Raw genomic sequence first — 15,621 nt, forward strand, 5'->3', positions numbered from 1 at the left:
TTCCCCTCACCCCCGTTCTTCTACTTTTGCTGTCCCGGCCGCGGGCCCTCCCGGGCCCCCGCCCTGTTTTTCTCCCGGGCGGGCGGCCGAGGCCGCCCGCGCGCAACTGGAGTTCGGGATCAGAATCCCGGCGGGTTGGCCCCGGGGTGCGGCATCTGCTGCGTGCCCTGCGGACCGCCGCCCTGGTTGGACTGACCGCCTTGGCCAGCCGGGCCGCCCTGGCCGGACGAACCCTGGTTCGGCGAACCACCCGGACCGCCCTGCTGACCAGACTGACCACCCTGGCCCGCGGCCGGGGAACCGCCCGAGGACGGGCTCCACCCGCCCGGCTGCTGCGGCTGGCCACCGGTGGCCGGACCCCAACCGCCGCTGGCCGGTGCGAACTGACCGGGCTGCCCGGGCGGCGTGGCGGGGTTCCACCCGCCGGGACCACCCGGCTGGCCAGGGCCACCGGCCTGACCGGGACCGCCCGGCTGACCGGGACCACCTGGCTGACCGGGGCCGCCCTGCGGACCGGGCTGGAACGGGGCGGGCTGCCCGCCCTGGCTGGACGGGGACGAACCGGCGGACTCGGGCAGGTTGATGATCCCGCCGTCGATCAGCAGGATGCCGACCACGCCGCCGAGCTGTGCGATGGCCAGCAGCAGGAGCACCACGACGATGCCGCCGGAGCTGCCGCCGACGAGGTCCTGCAGCAGCGCGAGGGTCGCGTACGCCGACAGCGGCGCAGCCGCGAACAGGGCGTTAGGCGTCTTGGGCACGAACCGCAGACCCGCGAGCGCCGCGGCGGTGATGAAGGAGAAACCGGCGAGGCTGCCGAGGAGCACCCCGGCGATCTCGCTGAAGAAGCCGATCAGGTAACCGACGAGACCGGCCCCGGCCGCCACCAGCGCCAAGATCTCCTTCAAGCCGAGTGCGGATCCGGCCGAGCTGGTCTTCCGCGACGGGGGATATGGGGCGGACATGGCTGGGGACACTCCTCAATGGACATTCGGGGGACGAGGATGGGCCAGACCGACGGTATCCGATCCAGCGACCCCGGTGTGCCGGACGGCGGTGCCAGCTGCTCCGGACCGGACCGCGCCAACCGGGCCGCAACAGCCGTCGGGGCCGGACACCCGCAGGTGTCCGGCCCCGACGGCTGATCGAGATCGGGCTCAACCCTTGATGATCTCGCGCATCAGGTTGGCGGTCTCGCTCGGCGTCTTGCCGACCTTGACGCCAGCGGCCTCCAGGGCCTCCTTCTTCGCCGCGGCGGTGCCGGACGAACCGGAGACGATGGCGCCCGCGTGGCCCATGGTCTTGCCCTCCGGGGCGGTGAAACCGGCCACGTAGCCCACCACCGGCTTGGTGATGTTGGCCTTGATGTAGTCGGCCGCCCGCTCCTCGGCGTCGCCACCGATCTCACCGATCATGACGATGGCCTCGGTCTCCGGGTCGTCCTGGAACGCCTGGAGCGCGTCGATGTGGGTGGTGCCGATGATCGGGTCACCACCGATGCCGACGCAGCTGGAGAAGCCGATGTCCCGCAGCTCGTACATCATCTGGTAGGTCAGGGTGCCCGACTTGGACACCAGACCGATCTTGCCCGGGCCGGTGATGTCGGCCGGGATGATGCCGGCGTTGGACTTGCCGGGCGAGATGATGCCGGGGCAGTTCGGCCCGATGATCCGGGTCTTGTTGCCGGTGGCGTTGGCGTGCGCCCAGAAGTAGGCGGAGTCGTGCACCGGGATGCCCTCGGTGATGACCACGGCCAGGCCGATCTCGGCGTCGATCGCCTCGATCACCGCGTCCTTGGCGAACTTCGGCGGCACGAAGACCACCGACACGTCAGCGCCGGTCGCCTCCATGGCCTCCTTGACGGAGCCGAAGACGGTCAGCTGCTTGCCCTCGATCTCGACGGTCTGCCCGGCCTTGCGGGCGTTGACGCCGCCGACGATGTTGGTGCCCGCGCGCAGCATCCGCGCGGTGTGCTTGGTCCCCTCAGAGCCGGTGATGCCCTGGACGATGACCTTGCTGTTCTCGTTGAGGAAGATAGCCATGGTGCCTCATGCCCCCGCAGCCAGCTCGGCGGCCTTGTCGGCCGCACCGTCCATGGTGTCCACCATCGTCACAACCGGGTGGTTGGCCTCGGCCAGGATGCGGCGGCCCTCTTCGACGTTGTTGCCGTCGAGGCGGACGACCAGCGGCTTGGTGGCCTCGTCGCCCAGGATCTTCAGCGCCTGCACGATGCCGTTGGCGACCGCGTCGCAGGCGGTGATGCCGCCGAAGACGTTGACGAACACCGACTTCACCGCGGGGTCACCGAGGATGACGTCCAGACCGGCCGCCATCACCTCGGCGGACGCGCCGCCACCGATGTCCAGGAAGTTCGCCGGCTTGACGCCGTTGTGCCGCTCCCCGGCGTAGGCGACCACGTCCAGGGTGGACATGACCAGCCCGGCACCGTTGCCGATGATGCCGACCTCGCCGTCCAGCTTGACGTAGTTGAGGCCCTTCTCCTTCGCCTTGGCCTCGAGCGGGTTCTCAGCATCCTTGTCGACCAGCTCGGCCTGCTTGTCCTGGCGGAACGCGGCGTTCTCGTCCAGGGTGACCTTGCCGTCGAGCGCGATGATCTTGCCCTGCGGGTCCTTGACCAGCGGGTTCACCTCGACGAGCGTGGCGTCCTCGGCGACGAAGGTCTCCCACAGCTGGACGATCACGTCGGCGACCTGGTCGGCGACCTCGGCCGGGAACTTGGCGGCGGCGACGATCTCCTGCGCCTTGGCCTTGTCCACGCCCTGGATCGGGTCGATCGCGACCTTGGCCAGCGCCTCCGGCTTGGTGGCGGCGACCTCTTCGATCTCCATGCCGCCCTCGACGGAGGCCATCGCGAGGAAGTTGCGGTTGGCGCGGTCGAGGAGGAACGAGAAGTAGTACTCGTCGGCGATGTCGGAGGCCGTGGTGACCAGCACCTTGCGGGTGACGTGACCCTTGATGTCCAGCCCGAGGATCGCCTCGGCCTTGGTCTCAGCCTCGTCCGGGGTCTCGGCCAGCTTCACGCCACCGGCCTTGCCGCGGCCACCGGTCTTCACCTGAGCCTTGATTACGACGGGCCCGCCCAGTTCTGCAGCGGCTGCCTTGGCCCCTTGGGGTTCGGTCACCACGGCGCCGGGCAGCGTCGGCACGCCGTGGGAGGCGAAGAGCTCCTTCGCCTGGTACTCGTACAGGTCCACTCGACTCTCCTGCGACGTCGGTGTCGGACTCGGGTGACGATATCGACCTGCGACGAAGCATGGGGCGGCGCGTCCGGTGAACTGCCTCACCTGAGGTGGACCATCACGCCTGGTCGGACCGTCCTGCGCGGCGATTCGCCTGTTCGGCAGGTCGGACGAGGCCGTTCGTGGTGACGAACGGAACAGCGCACCGGCACCGGTGCCGACCAGATTCTCGACCAGCCTTTCGAGGCGGGCAAGGCGTCGATTCGGGTGATTCGACCGCTCGCAGGTGCCGCCGCGCTCGGCCGATCGCCCCAGCGCGCGTTGGTCCCGGAGCGGACCCGCCTACGCACCTTCCGGCGCTGCGGACCGGCTGGTAGCCACGGCGGAACCGAGCAGCACGACCACCGCGGCCACGCCGAACCACAGGCCCGCGCCGGGGGCGGAATCCGGCAGGCGACCAGCGGTGACCGGGTACTCGAGCACCCGGGCGGCGACGACCACGGCCGCCCCGCAGAGCAGCGCGGCGGCCTGCGGCGGTCGGCACATCGGGGCCAGGACAGCCGCGGCCACCACGGCGGCGAGCGCCACCAGCAGGCCCCACGAGGTCGTCCCGAACTCGGTGAACACACCGGGCGCGACGTAGCCGGGCGCGGTCATCACGGGCAGGCTGAAGGCGGCGGCGCCCAAGCCCAGCGAGACCAGCGCCGGGATCAGCACCGGTCGGCGCATCGCGATCTCGGTGAGGTCCACCTCGTCGCGCTCCACCGCACCGGCCACCGCGGCGACGATCGCGGCCGCGGCGGCGAACAGCACCGCCACCCCGGCCGCCCAGGCGCCGAACCCGGTGACCGCACCGGCCGCCTGCACCGCGGTGAACACCGCGTCCAGCACGCTCGTCGCGGCCAGCGGGACCAGGACCCAGACGACCGGCAGCAGCGGGCGGACGCGGAGCGCGAGGCGCGGCAGCAGCAGGCCGACGCCGACCAGCAGCAGCACGATCCCCGCTGGCCACAGCATCCGCGCCGGGTAGGACGAGGGGTCGCGCAGGCCGTAGGGCATCTCCACCTGCGGCGCGATCGCGGCCACCGCGGTCAGCGCCCCGGCGACCAGCGCGAGCACCGCCGCGACGGTGAGCAGCCTGTTCAGCGCGGGCAGGCGCAGGTCCTCGTCCACTTCCCCGGACCTGGCGCGCCCGGCTGGCATCGCCAGCACCACCAGCGCGAACACCGCGACCAGCCCGAGCAGCGGCCCCCACGAGAAGCTGATCTCGGCCAGCACCCCGGCGGCGACCAGCGGCGGGACGACCACTCCGGCCAGCGCGGCGGCCAGGCCGAGCAGCCCGCCGCGCGCGAAGTCCTGGTCGACGGATCCGGCCAGGTAGCCGGCGGCGGTAGGCACGCCGATGGCGAGCAGGATGCTGCCGATCAGCACCACCAGCGGGGCGTCGAGGGCGGGCTTCGGCAGCAGGTAGGGGTCGTCGGAGGCGAACGGGGCCATCAGGACGCCGACCGCCGCGAGCACGCTGGCGCACAGCACCAGCGCGAGCAGGCCTTGGCGGTGTCCGCCGGACGCTTCGTCGCTCGGTCCGACACCGCGCACCGCCAGGAACCCGGCCGCGATCGCCGCCACGTGCCCGGCGACCAGCAGCCAGGCGCCAACCGATGGGGAGAAGACCTCCAGGCTGGCCAGCTTGAGCAGTTCCGGGCGCGCGGCCAGCCCTGGGTCGGCGAGGAGTTGCGCGTCGAGGACCAGCCGCCCGGGCGCCAGGACCGCCGGTCCGACGAGCACCGCCGCTGCGGTGACCGGGTGGCCGAGGCGGATGGCGGTGAAGGCGATCCCCGCGGGGAGCAGTGCGAGGACCAGCAGCAGCGGCCACGAGAGGAAGGCGGCAGCGGCACCGGGGGCGACGAGGCCGATCAGGGGGCCGAGGCCGATGAGCACCGCGCCGACGATGGACACCCCCATCGCAGCGCGCAGTTGCGGGGGTACTGGCTGCGGATTCGTGGCCGGAGCCGAAGAACCGCCGGACGTGAGGTCGGGCCGCGCAGTCACCGCGCTGACGCTAGCAACCCCGAGGACGTGCTCCGGCACCGAGTCAGCCCCTCAGGGACATCCCGGGGAGGACCGCCCGATCGGAGCATTGCCGATCCCCATCAAGCCGCTCTTGTGATGTGACTTATGTCACGGGCCATCACGGCGGGGTGACTGAATCGAGGCACTCGGCGGCAAGTCGTGCACCGATCGGACCGGCCCGCGTCGATCACGAACTCGCTGGCAGCTCCGCTGCGCGACGACCACTCCCAGTATCCGCGGAGGTCTGACACCCGTGCCTGGAGCGCCGCGATCGAACACATACCGTGTCCGACGCGTCACGGACGGGGATTTGCCCCTAGGGGATCAGCTTGGTTACTGTCCCCCGGTCCGTTGTCACGGTCTGATCACGACGCACAACCTTCGGCCGGTTCCCCGACCGGCACCCGGAACCCCGACCCGGGATGCGTGATCGGACTCCCCGAGACGGAAGGGCAGGCATTGGCTCAGCACCGCTCCCCCGGCGGCGAAGCACGAGTTCCGGACCCGGAGGCGTCCCCCGACGACCCCTCCAGCAGTCCGGGCAAGAACCGGGGCCCCTCAACTGCATCCGTCTGGCGCGGCCGCGTGGTCGTGGCCGCCGTTGCCGCTGGCGCTTTCGCAGCTGCCGGGCAATCGCTGGCCGCGGGCGAAGGACACGCCGCCCCGGACCACCACGACGACTTCAACCCCGCGGACGCTTCGGCCTCCTTCAACACGGCGATGGCCGAGGAGGCGTCCTACGACGGCGTCGGCGGTAGCGCCCCCGCTCCGGCGATGGTCCCGATCGCCCAGACCTCCGACGTCAGCGCCGAGGTCGAGAAGCTCAACAAGAGCGAGCGGATCAACCAGGAGCGCGAGGCCGCCCGCATCGCCGCCGAGGAGGCGGCCCGAGCCCCCAAGTTCGTCCCTCCGACCAGTGGCACGTTCACCTCCGGGTTCGGCGGGCGCTGGGGCACCACGCACTACGGCATCGACATCGCCAACTCCAAGGGCACCCCGATCTATTCCGTCGCGGACGGAACCGTGATCGAGGCGGGTCCGGCGAGCGGCTTCGGCCTCTGGGTCCGGGTGCAGCACGAGGACGGGACGATCACCGTCTACGGGCACGTCAACACCATCACGATCGACGAGGGCGACGAGGTCAAGGCGGGCGACCAGATCGCCACCATGGGCAACCGCGGCTTCTCCACCGGTCCGCACCTGCACTTCGAGGTCTGGAACTCCAGCGGCAAGAAGATCAACCCGCTGCCCTGGATGAAGTCCCGCGGCATCTCGCCGGCGTGATCGGGTGGTACCGGCGGGCGGTCAGGACCGCCGTTGCCGGTGCCACTTCCGCATGAGCGCCGGGACCTCCCCGCGCAAGAACTCGAAGAACTCACGTGTCTCGGCCAGCCGCCGCGCGGCCGCCGAGTCGCCGAGCGCCGACTCTCCCTCGGACAGGGTCCGCTCCCAGCCCGCGAGCAGCGCTTCGCGGTTCATGATGCTGGCGTACCAGAGGTCGTCGAGCACCCGGTACTGGTCGCGCCGCTGCCCCGGGACGGGTTCCCGCGCGACCAGGTTCACCTGGGTCAGGTAGCGGACCGCGCCGGAGACCGCGGCCGGGCTCACCCCGAGCACCTCCGCCAGTTCCGCCGCCGTGCGCCTCCCCTCCTCGGCGACCAGCAGGCTGGTGAACACCCGCGCCGCCATGCGCGGGAACCCGGCGGCGGTGAGGTCCAGCGCGAACCGCTCGACGAACCGCCGGACGGCGTCCTGGTCCTGCTGCTCGGTCATGTCCCGGCCCTCGCCGCTCGAAGTTTCACAAGTTTGTGAAACGAGTGTATCTTCGGGCTCGTGTCCGAACAGATCCGGTTGACCGGTGCGCAGCAAACCCTCCTCGGTCCGCTCTACGCGCGGGCGCTCGACAACCGCCGCACCGACCCGGTGCTCGGCGACGAGACCGCGGACCAGCTGCTGAACCGCATCGACTTCGACTTCCCCGGCCTCAAGCTCAGCTCCGGTGACCGGGTGGCGGTCATCCTCCGCGCCAAGGAGCTCGACGCCTGGGCCAGCGACTACCTGCGCGACCACCCCGACGCCGTGGTGCTGCACCTGGCCTGCGGGCTGGACGGGCGGGCCTCCCGGCTCGACCTGCCGGAGGGAGTCGACTGGTACGACGTCGACCTGCCCGACGTCATCGAGCTGCGGAACCGGCTGCACCCGGAGCAGCCGGGCAACTACCGCACCATCGCGGGTTCGGCGACCGACCCGGAGTGGCTCGACCAGGTCCCCACCGGCCGACCGGTGCTCGTCATCGCCGAGGGGCTGACCATGTACCTGTCCGAAGCGGACGGGGTCGCCATGCTGCGGCGGCTCGTCGAGCGCTTCCAGGTCGGCGAGGTGATGTTCGACGCGGTGCTGCCGTGGACCGTCCGGGCCGCTCGCGCATCACGTTTCCTGCAGCGCACCGGCGCCGAGTTCCACTGGGGCATCGGCGACCCGCACGCGCTGGAACTCCGCGTGCCCGGTCTCCGACTGCGCCGCGAGCAGCCGCTGGTGAACCTGCCCAGCGTGGCGAAGCTGCCCGCCGCGGACCGGATCACCGCCAAGGCGATGACCGCCGTCCCGCCGCTGCGCGACGCGATGCGGTTGCTGCGCTTCAGCTTCGAGCACGAGCCGCGCGAGGCGGTCGAGCTCAGCGGGGCCCAAGCCACCATGCTCGCCACGGTCTACCTGCGCGCCCTGGACAACCGGGCCGAGCGCCCCATCCTCGGCGACCGGTGGGCCGACGAAGCGGTGCAGCGCCTCGACTTCGACTTCTCGAAGTTCGGGATGAGCTCCCGCAACGCCACCTCGGTGGCGATCCGCGCGAAGGCGATCGACGACTGGACCAGGGAGGCGCTGCGGCCCGGCATGGTGGTGCTGCACCTCGGGTGCGGCCTGGACAGCCGGTTCGAGCGCGTCGTGCCGCCGGAGGGCGTCGACCGGTACGACGTCGACCAGCCGGACGTGATCGCACTCCGCGACAAGCTCTTCCCAGCTTCACCGCACCGCCACACCACCGGCACCTCGGTCACCGCGCCCGAACTGCTCGACGGGATCCCCGGCGACCGACCGGTCCTGGTGATCGCCGAGGGGCTCACCATGTACTTGTCCGAAGAGGACGGTGTGGCGCTGCTGCGGCGGATCACCCGGCACTTCCCGCGCGGTGAGCTGCTCTTCGACGCGTTCAACACCTTCGGCGTCCGGGTGTCCAACCGGTTCAACCCCGCCGTGGTGCACTCCGGGGCCCGGTTGCACTGGGGCATCGACGACCCGGTGGAGCTGGGGACCAGCGTCCCCGGGCTGGAGCTGGTGACCGAGTGGTCGTTCACCGACGCGCCGGAGCTGAACCGGTACCCCGCACCGGCGCGTGCGGCCCTGCGCGCGTTGGGGCACGTCACCGCGTTCCGCCGGATGGGGCGGCTGTTGCGTTACCGCTTCTGACGCCCAGCCGCCGCGCACGAACCACCGACCCGCCTGGCCAGCGGTCTTGGGGGGATCGTGGGACGGTTGGCGAGGAGGTCGTGGGCGATGATCAACGGGGCGCACTTGCTGCTGTTCAGCCGGGACGCCGAGCGGGACCGGGAGTTCCTCCGGGACGTGCTCGGGTTCGAGTCCGTGGACGCCGGGGGCGGGTGGCTGATCTTCGAGCTGCCGCCCGCCGAGCTGGCCACCCACCCCACCGACGCCGACACCACCTGCCAGCTCTACCTGATGTGCGACGACATCGCGGTCACCATCGGTGAACTGGAGGACCAGGGGGTCGAGATCACCCGCACGGTCAGCAACGAGGGGTGGGGGCTGCTCACCGCGCTCCGGCTGCCCAGCGGGGCCGAGATCGGGCTCTACGAGCCCAAGCACCCGCGACCGGGCACGTAGGCGAGGCCGTGCGCGCCGGGCTCGCCGCGGCGGGCGATGGGCAGCGTGGCCAGGACCTCCAGGGACTCCAGGTCGACCACAGCCACCTCGGAGGACACCACGGCGGAGAGGTAGGCGCGGGTGCCGTCAGGTGATGATGTGATGGTGAGCGGGAACTTCCCCACCTCGACCGAGCCCAGCGGCTCGTAGCTGTCCGGGGCGAAGACCAGCAGCCGCCCCGGCGCCTGGCCGCCCAGCGCCGAATTGCCGCGGGACTTCCGCAGCTCACCGGCGAGCAGGAGACCGGTGCTGGTGATGTGCACCGGCATCACCTGGTGATCCGTCGGGACCGCCTGGACCACCTCGTTGGTGGCCGTGTCGATCACCACGACGCAGGTCGGCGCGGCGGCCGGGCCCTTGACGTCGTTGTACGGGGTCGCCACGCAAACCCGGGTGCCGTCCGGGGACATCGCGATCCCCTCGCTGCCCGGCACCGGCACGCGGCGCAGCACCCGGCCGGTTTCTAGGTCGACCGCGGAGACGTACGGGGCCTCCTTGTTGCTGGCGTACCCTCGGCGGCCGTCCGGGGTGGTGGTGAACCAGTGCGGGCCGGGGGCTCCGGTGTCGATGCGCCCGATCCGCGCACGGGTCCGGGTGTCGAGCACGACCACGCCGCCGGGACCTGCCGGGCCTTCCTCCACGCTCACGTGGAGCCGCTGGCGGGGCCCGTCCAGCGCCAAGCCGTGCGGCCCGTGCTCCGGCGCGAGGTCGATGATGTCGACGACCTCGGGCACGTCCGGGTCGATGACCACGAGCTGCGACGCCCGGCCGCTGTTCGTGTGGTAGTAGCCCGCGCGGTAGGTGATCGGGCAGTACAGCACCCGATGCTCCGGGTCGAAGCACAGCTCGTGCGGCTCCGCGGGCAGTTCCACGGTCTCGAGGTGCTGGTGGGTCGTGGCGTCGAAGAAGTCGACCGACGGGCCGCTCTGGCTGACCACTGCCAGCACGTCTGCGGTGCGCATTCGTTCTCCAGTCTGCTTCGGGGACCCGCTGCTCGGGCGGGCTCGACCTCCCCCCTCGGTGCTGCGCAGCACCCGCCGCCATCACCGGATCGGCACGGAATCCTTGCCCCGCGCGCAATAATGCTGGTGGCCCAAGCCGTTCGCGCCGAATGTGAGCGGCGTCGCGCAGCGGAGTCCGTGAATGTCCACAATGGACCTGAACCTGCTGGTCGCGCTGGACGCCCTGCTCCGGGAGCAGAGCGTGACGCGCGCGGCGGAACAACTGCAGACCTCCCCCGCGGCGCTGAGCCGCACCCTCGGCAGGATCCGCCGCGTCCTGCGCGACCCGCTCCTGGTCCGCGCCGGGCAGCGCATGGTGCTGACGCCGCGCGCCGCGGAGCTCCGCGACGAGGTGCACGCGGTCGTCGAGCGGTCCCGCGCGCTGCTCACCCCCGGCACCGAGTTCGACCCGGCCACCCTGACGCGCACCTTCACCCTCCAGACCAGCGACCTCCTGTCCGGGGCGCTGACCCCCGCGCTGCTGTCCGCAGCGGCCGATGCCGCGCCGGGACTGGTCCTGCGGTTCGCGTCCGAGTCCGCCGAAGGCACTTCGGCGCTGCGGGACGGCACGGTGGACGTGGAGGTCGGGGTGCTGGACAACTTGGATCCGGAGACCCGCACCGCGCCGCTGACGACCTTGCGGGTGGTCGGCGCGGTCCGCCCCGGGCACCCGCTGACCCGGGGGCCGGTCACCCCGCAGCGGTTCGCCGCCGCAGCGCACGTCAGCGTGTCGCGGCGCGGTAAGGCCCACGGCCCCGTCGACGACCGGCTCGCCGAGCTCGGACTGCGGCGGCGGGTGGCCGTCGTGCTGCCGAACCACGCCACTGCGCTGGTGCTCGGCCGCAGCACCGATCTCGTCTGCCTGGCAACGGAATCCGCCGCGCGGCACGCTGGCCTGCACACCTTCGAGGTGCCGCTGGAACTACCGCCGCTGGACATCGGCATGGCCTGGCACCCGCGCAACGACGTCGACGCGGCGCACCGCTGGCTGCTGTCCCTGCTCCGCGGAGCAGCCGCCGACCTCCGGTAGCCCTGGATCATCCACTTGGGACAGTTGCGGCCAGTGGGTCAGAGCTTGGTCAACGGGACGCTGCCGATCAGCATGAGGCGCACCGTCCCGGCGCTGCCGAAGTCGATGGTCGCGGTCGCCCGCGGCCCCTCGCCCTCGGTGGACAGCACCGTGCCCAGGCCGTACTTGTCGTGGGTGACCCGGTCACCGGCCGCCAGCTTGATGGAGACGGTGTCCTTCCAGCCCTTCATGCCGGTGCTGCGCATGCCGCGGGCGGACAGCCCGGCCTGCGCCGAGTCCGATCCGGCGCGGTCGAAGCCGCCGCGGCTGCCCCAGGTGCTGCGCACCTGCGGGGCGGCGCGCTCCGGTTCGATCCGGCGCCAGTGCACGAGCTCCTCCGGGATCTCGGTGAGGAACCGGGACGCCGGGTTCGTCATCGGCTGGCCCCACGCCGACCGCATCAGCGCGCGGGACAGGTACAGCCGCTGCCGGGCGCGGGTGATGCCCACGTAGGCCAGGCGGCGCTCCTCGGCCAGCTCGGCCGGCTCGCCCAGCGCGCGCATGTGCGGGAAGATCCCGTCCTCCCAGCCGGTGCAGAACACCACCGGGAACTCCAGGCCCTTCGCGGTGTGCAGGGTCATCAGGGTGACCACGCCGTCGCCCGACTCGGGCAGCGAGTCCGCGTCCGCCACCAGCGAGACCCGCTCCAGGAACGCCGACAGCGAATCGTCCGCCGGGAGACCCAGACCGGCCTCCTCGGCGTCCTCGGCGGCCGGGACCGCCGCGGAGACCACGGCCTCCGCCGACGGGTCGCCCCCGCCGTCCTCCTCGGTCGCGGGCGCACCCGCGCGCGCTTCGGTGAACTCGCGCGCCACCGTGACGAGCTCGGTCAGGTTCTCCACCCGGGTGGCGTCCTGCGGGTCGTCGCTGGCCTCCAGCTCGGCACGGTAGCCGGTGCGCTCCAGCACCTGCTCCAGGGTCTCGGCGACGTCGGACTCCGCCGCCACCTGCTGCAGCTCGTCGAGCAACGCCACGAAGCCCGAGATCGCGTTCCGCGCCCGGGTGTTCAGCAGCGCCACCCGGCCGTCCGCCGCGTCGCGCAGGGCCTTGGCGAAGGAGATCCGCTCCTGCTCGGCGTGCACCGCGACCACGGCCTCCGCCCGGTCCCCGATGCCGCGCTTGGGCACGTTGAGGATGCGGCGCAGGCTCACCGTGTCGTCGGGGTTGTCCAGCACCCGCAGGTAGGCCAGCGCGTCCCGGACCTCGCGGCGCTCGTAGAAGCGCACCCCGCCTACCACGCGGTAGGGCAGGCCGAGCCGGATGAACACCTCCTCGAACACCCGCGACTGGTTGTTGGTCCGGTAGAACACCGCGATGTCGTTGAACGTCGCGTCGCCGGAGTCGACCAGCCGGTCGATCTCGCCGGCCACGAACGCGGCCTCGTCGTGCTCGTTGTCCGCGACGTAGCCGACGATCTGCTCGCCGTCCCCGGCGTTGCTCCACAGCCGCTTGTCCCGGCGGTTCGGGTTGCGCCGGATCACCGCGTTGGCCGCGGACAGGATCGTCTGCGTGGAGCGGTAGTTCTGCTCCAGCAGGATCGTCCGGGCCGCCGGGTAGTCGCGCTCGAACTCCTCGATGTTGCGGATCGTCGCGCCGCGGAAGGCGTAGATCGACTGGTCGGCGTCACCCACCACGCACAGCTCGGCCGGTTCGACGCCGCCCTCGGTCACCTCGGTGCCCACCAGCTCGCGGACCAGCACGTACTGCGCGTGGTTGGTGTCCTGGTACTCGTCCACCAGCACGTGCCGGAACCGCCGCCGGTAGTGCTCGGCGACCGCGGGGTGGTCCTGCAGCAGCTCCACCGTGCGCATGATCAGGTCGTCGAAGTCCATCGAGTTGGACTCGACGAGCCGACGCTGGTAGGCGGCGTAGACCTGGGCGACCTTGCGCTCCATGTCGTTGCCGGCCTGCTCGGCGGCGGCCTCCGGGCTCAGCAGCTCGTTCTTCAGGTTCGAGATGTGCACCGCGAGCGTGCGCGCCGGGTAGCGCTTGGAGTCGAGGTCCTGCTCCCGCGCGATCATGGTGATCAGCCGTCGGGAGTCGTCGGCGTCGTAGATCGAGAAGTTCGACGACAGCCCCAGGACCTTGGCCTCGCGGCGCAGCACCCGCACACACATCGAGTGGAACGTCGACACCCACATCACGTTGGCCCGGCGCCCGACCAGCTCGGCGACGCGCTCCTTCATCTCGGCCGCGGCCTTGTTGGTGAAGGTGATCGCCATGATCTGGCCCGGGTGCGCCCCGCCCGCGAGCAGGTAGGCGATGCGGTTGGTCAGCACCCTGGTCTTGCCCGACCCGGCACCCGCCACGATCAGCAGCGGCGACCCCGTGTGCACCACCGCGTCCCGCTGCTGCGGGTTCAGACCGGCGAGCAGGGCTTCCGGGTCCGGGCCGCGCTGTCCGGCTGGGCGGGGTTCGGCGGGCGACAACGGATCGTTGTTCCACTGGAGGTCGAGTGGGGTGCTCATCGCTCATCCACGTTACCGGCCGCCCCGGACAAAGCCCGAATCCCGTGGCACGACCGCCTCCCGAGGCACGAGAACCACCCAAGGCACCACAAGCACCTGAGGCACCGGGACACCCGAGGTTCCGAGACTTCCCGAGGGCACCGGGCCATCCCCGCGAGCCCGGATGCACCAGGCACCGACGGCACGGGCCGGGGCCGCGACGGGCATGCCGAAGCACAACGACCGGACCCGGTTCGCACACGACGAAAACCAAGATCAACAATGGGCGCTCGACCACTCCCCCGCCGCAGAACGTGCTGTCGCGTGCGCCCGCCGGAGATCGACCAGCCCCAGCACCGGGGCGCAGGTCGGACCCGCGGACCCCGCCACCGGCGTCGGCCCCAACGGGGCGCTGTCCGGGACGGGTCCGGGACTCCCCGGACCCGCAGCACGGCACCGAACGGGACGGTGGTGTTCGTCCCCCAGCCCGAACTGCGGAATGAGCCGTGCATGCACCTGATCACCGAGATCGACCTCGCGATCCGGGAGTTCGTCGCCTGGGCTGCGACGCTGGACCCGTGGCTGTGCGTGCTGGCGGCACTGGTTCTGCTCGTGTTGGAAACCTCCCTCTTCATCGGTGTGCTGATCCCCGGCGAGGCGACCCTGCTGATCACCGTCGCCGCCCTGGGGGCCCGCTGGACGCCCGCGCTGTTCGCCGCCGCGGTGCTGGGCAACCTGATCGGCTCGAGCGGGGGCTACTGGCTCGGCCGCCTGCTCGGCCCCGGGCTGCGCACCACCTGGGCGGGGCGCAAGATCGGCGACCGCCGGTGGCGGACCGCCGAGCAGGTCGTGCAGGAGACCGGCGGCCGGGCACTGATCACGATGCGCTTCGTCGCGGTGGTGCACGCCGTCGTCCCGGCGGTGGTGGGCACCCTGCGGATGCCCTACCGCCGCTTCCTCGGCATCGTCGCGATCGCGGCGATGCTCTGGGCAGGCGTGCAGACGGCCATCGCGGTGGCGCTCGGCGAAGCGGCGCGCGCGGTCGGCTACGGCTGGACGATGGTCGCGCTGACCACCGCGGCAGCCGTCGCTGCGGGCGTGTTCGTGATCCGCGGTGCTCGTCGGCAGGCCTCGCGGCGGGCGGCGCCGGAGCCGGTGGGCAGTGGCGCGGAGCGGAATGCGTTCTGATCCCCATGGACCCCAAGATCCCGGCAGCTCAGCGCGAAACCAAGGAGAATAACTCGAACAAGTGATCGAAACCTGACTCCGTTCACTCCTTGGGATGAGTGGCCCACCTCATCGCTGTGCGCAGGCGAGTTGTGGCACACTGGACCCGTGCGAGCGCAGACTTACGAGTTTTTCTACGGGCCCGGGACTCCGGCGCCCGTAGTTGCGTGAGCTCGAAAACCACTACGAACGCCTCGGAGTCCCTAGGACCCGGGGCGTTTCGCGTTCCCGGGCCGGGGACGGGGCCGGGGCCGGATCCGGAGGACAACGCCCATGAACGCCACAGTGGACGGTGACCAGCCACAGGCCGAGCAGGCCGCGGCCACCATCGACGACTTCCGCGGGGAGATCGACCACCTGGACGCGGAGATCCTGCGCCTGGTCAAGCGCCGCGCCGAGATCTCCCGCCAGATCGGCCAGGCCCGCATGGCCGCTGGCGGCCCGCGCATCGTCTACAACCGCGAGATGGACGTGCTCGCCCGCTACCGAGAACTCGGCCCCGAAGGCCGCGAACTCGCCATGATCCTGCTACGCCTCGGCCGCGGTCGCCTCGGTCACTGAGAACCACCGGGACACTTCGGCGGTCTTCTTCCGCAGCGGTGCCGGTGGCGGAACCTCAGACGCCGCCTGGCTCCGGGATCCCGTTCTCATGCATGTCCAGTGCA

At 71.5% G+C, this 15,621-nt stretch carries 13 protein-coding genes; 6 read left to right on the forward strand and 7 right to left on the reverse strand.

What is annotated here, in order from left to right; genetic code table 11:
* Positions 1–119 precede the first annotated feature (119 nt).
* From ABT324_RS30170 to ABT324_RS30185, 4 genes are all read right to left on the reverse strand, one after another.
* Positions 120–965, reverse strand: coding sequence for a DUF5336 domain-containing protein (locus ABT324_RS30170; protein ID WP_351184362.1), 846 nt, complete (start codon positions 963–965; stop codon positions 120–122).
* Positions 966–1,157: 192 nt separating this feature from the next.
* Positions 1,158–2,042 (reverse strand): succinate--CoA ligase subunit alpha, encoded by an 885-nt coding sequence (gene sucD, locus ABT324_RS30175; protein WP_351184364.1) that lies wholly within the window; start codon positions 2,040–2,042, stop codon positions 1,158–1,160.
* A gap of 6 nt (positions 2,043–2,048) precedes the next feature.
* Positions 2,049–3,215 carry an ADP-forming succinate--CoA ligase subunit beta gene (gene sucC, locus ABT324_RS30180; protein ID WP_351184366.1) on the reverse strand — a complete coding sequence of 389 codons (1,167 nt, stop codon included), beginning with the start codon at positions 3,213–3,215 and terminating at the stop codon, positions 2,049–2,051.
* A gap of 327 nt (positions 3,216–3,542) precedes the next feature.
* Entirely contained in the window at positions 3,543–5,252 is a 1,710-nt protein-coding gene (locus ABT324_RS30185; protein ID WP_351184368.1) for a hypothetical protein, read from the reverse strand.
* A gap of 606 nt (positions 5,253–5,858) precedes the next feature.
* Here ABT324_RS30185 and ABT324_RS30190 point away from each other — a divergent pair.
* The gene (locus ABT324_RS30190; protein ID WP_351184370.1) at positions 5,859–6,557 is read left to right on the forward strand and encodes a M23 family metallopeptidase; all 699 of its coding nucleotides are present in this window, start codon (positions 5,859–5,861) and stop codon (positions 6,555–6,557) included.
* A gap of 21 nt (positions 6,558–6,578) precedes the next feature.
* On the opposite strand, the gene ABT324_RS30195 is transcribed toward ABT324_RS30190, so the two are convergent.
* The gene (locus tag ABT324_RS30195) at positions 6,579–7,046 is read right to left on the reverse strand and encodes a GbsR/MarR family transcriptional regulator (RefSeq protein ID WP_351184372.1); all 468 of its coding nucleotides are present in this window, start codon (positions 7,044–7,046) and stop codon (positions 6,579–6,581) included.
* A gap of 60 nt (positions 7,047–7,106) precedes the next feature.
* Here ABT324_RS30195 and ABT324_RS30200 point away from each other — a divergent pair, with 60 nt between their 5' ends.
* Both ABT324_RS30200 and ABT324_RS30205 read left to right on the forward strand, forming a co-directional pair.
* Positions 7,107–8,738: a class I SAM-dependent methyltransferase gene (locus ABT324_RS30200; protein WP_351184374.1), complete on the forward strand. Its 1,632-nt coding sequence runs from the start codon at positions 7,107–7,109 to the stop codon at positions 8,736–8,738.
* Positions 8,739–8,825: 87 nt separating this feature from the next.
* Positions 8,826–9,173: a VOC family protein gene (locus tag ABT324_RS30205; protein ID WP_351184376.1), complete on the forward strand. Its 348-nt coding sequence runs from the start codon at positions 8,826–8,828 to the stop codon at positions 9,171–9,173.
* Here ABT324_RS30205 and ABT324_RS30210 read toward each other — a convergent pair.
* Positions 9,140–10,174 (reverse strand): YncE family protein, encoded by a 1,035-nt coding sequence (locus tag ABT324_RS30210; protein WP_351184378.1) that lies wholly within the window; start codon positions 10,172–10,174, stop codon positions 9,140–9,142. The genes ABT324_RS30205 and ABT324_RS30210 overlap by 34 nt on opposite strands.
* Before the next feature lie 181 nt (positions 10,175–10,355).
* Here ABT324_RS30210 and ABT324_RS30215 point away from each other — a divergent pair, with 181 nt between their 5' ends.
* Positions 10,356–11,243, forward strand: coding sequence for a LysR family transcriptional regulator (locus tag ABT324_RS30215; protein ID WP_351184380.1), 888 nt, complete (start codon positions 10,356–10,358; stop codon positions 11,241–11,243).
* 38 nt (positions 11,244–11,281) lie between these two features.
* Here ABT324_RS30215 and ABT324_RS30220 read toward each other — a convergent pair whose 3' ends face one another.
* Positions 11,282–13,750: a UvrD-helicase domain-containing protein gene (locus tag ABT324_RS30220; protein WP_351184382.1), complete on the reverse strand. Its 2,469-nt coding sequence runs from the start codon at positions 13,748–13,750 to the stop codon at positions 11,282–11,284.
* Between the two features lie 489 nt (positions 13,751–14,239).
* Between ABT324_RS30220 and ABT324_RS30225 the strand changes: the two genes are divergently transcribed.
* Both ABT324_RS30225 and ABT324_RS30230 read left to right on the forward strand, forming a co-directional pair.
* The gene (locus tag ABT324_RS30225) at positions 14,240–14,917 is read left to right on the forward strand and encodes a DedA family protein (RefSeq protein WP_351184384.1); all 678 of its coding nucleotides are present in this window, start codon (positions 14,240–14,242) and stop codon (positions 14,915–14,917) included.
* 312 nt (positions 14,918–15,229) lie between these two features.
* Positions 15,230–15,517, forward strand: a complete 288-nt coding sequence (locus tag ABT324_RS30230; protein WP_351184386.1) for a chorismate mutase — start codon at positions 15,230–15,232, stop codon at positions 15,515–15,517.
* The last annotated feature ends 104 nt before the right edge of the window (positions 15,518–15,621 follow it).

The organism is Saccharopolyspora sp. NPDC000359, assembly GCF_040300525.1.
Lineage (GTDB): Bacteria > Actinomycetota > Actinomycetes > Mycobacteriales > Pseudonocardiaceae > Saccharopolyspora.

Coding starts and splice junctions, on each gene's coding strand:
- ABT324_RS30170 (WP_351184362.1), bottom strand. CDS start 965: ATGTCCGCCCCATATCCCCCGTCGCGGAAGACCAGCTCGGCCGGATCC.
- sucD (WP_351184364.1), bottom strand. CDS start 2,042: ATGGCTATCTTCCTCAACGAGAACAGCAAGGTCATCGTCCAGGGCATC.
- ABT324_RS30195 (WP_351184372.1), bottom strand. CDS start 7,046: ATGACCGAGCAGCAGGACCAGGACGCCGTCCGGCGGTTCGTCGAGCGG.
- ABT324_RS30205 (WP_351184376.1), top strand. CDS start 8,826: ATGATCAACGGGGCGCACTTGCTGCTGTTCAGCCGGGACGCCGAGCGG.
- ABT324_RS30210 (WP_351184378.1), bottom strand. CDS start 10,174: ATGCGCACCGCAGACGTGCTGGCAGTGGTCAGCCAGAGCGGCCCGTCG.
- ABT324_RS30215 (WP_351184380.1), top strand. CDS start 10,356: ATGTCCACAATGGACCTGAACCTGCTGGTCGCGCTGGACGCCCTGCTC.
- ABT324_RS30220 (WP_351184382.1), bottom strand. CDS start 13,750: ATGAGCACCCCACTCGACCTCCAGTGGAACAACGATCCGTTGTCGCCC.
- ABT324_RS30225 (WP_351184384.1), top strand. CDS start 14,240: ATGCACCTGATCACCGAGATCGACCTCGCGATCCGGGAGTTCGTCGCC.
- ABT324_RS30230 (WP_351184386.1), top strand. CDS start 15,230: ATGAACGCCACAGTGGACGGTGACCAGCCACAGGCCGAGCAGGCCGCG.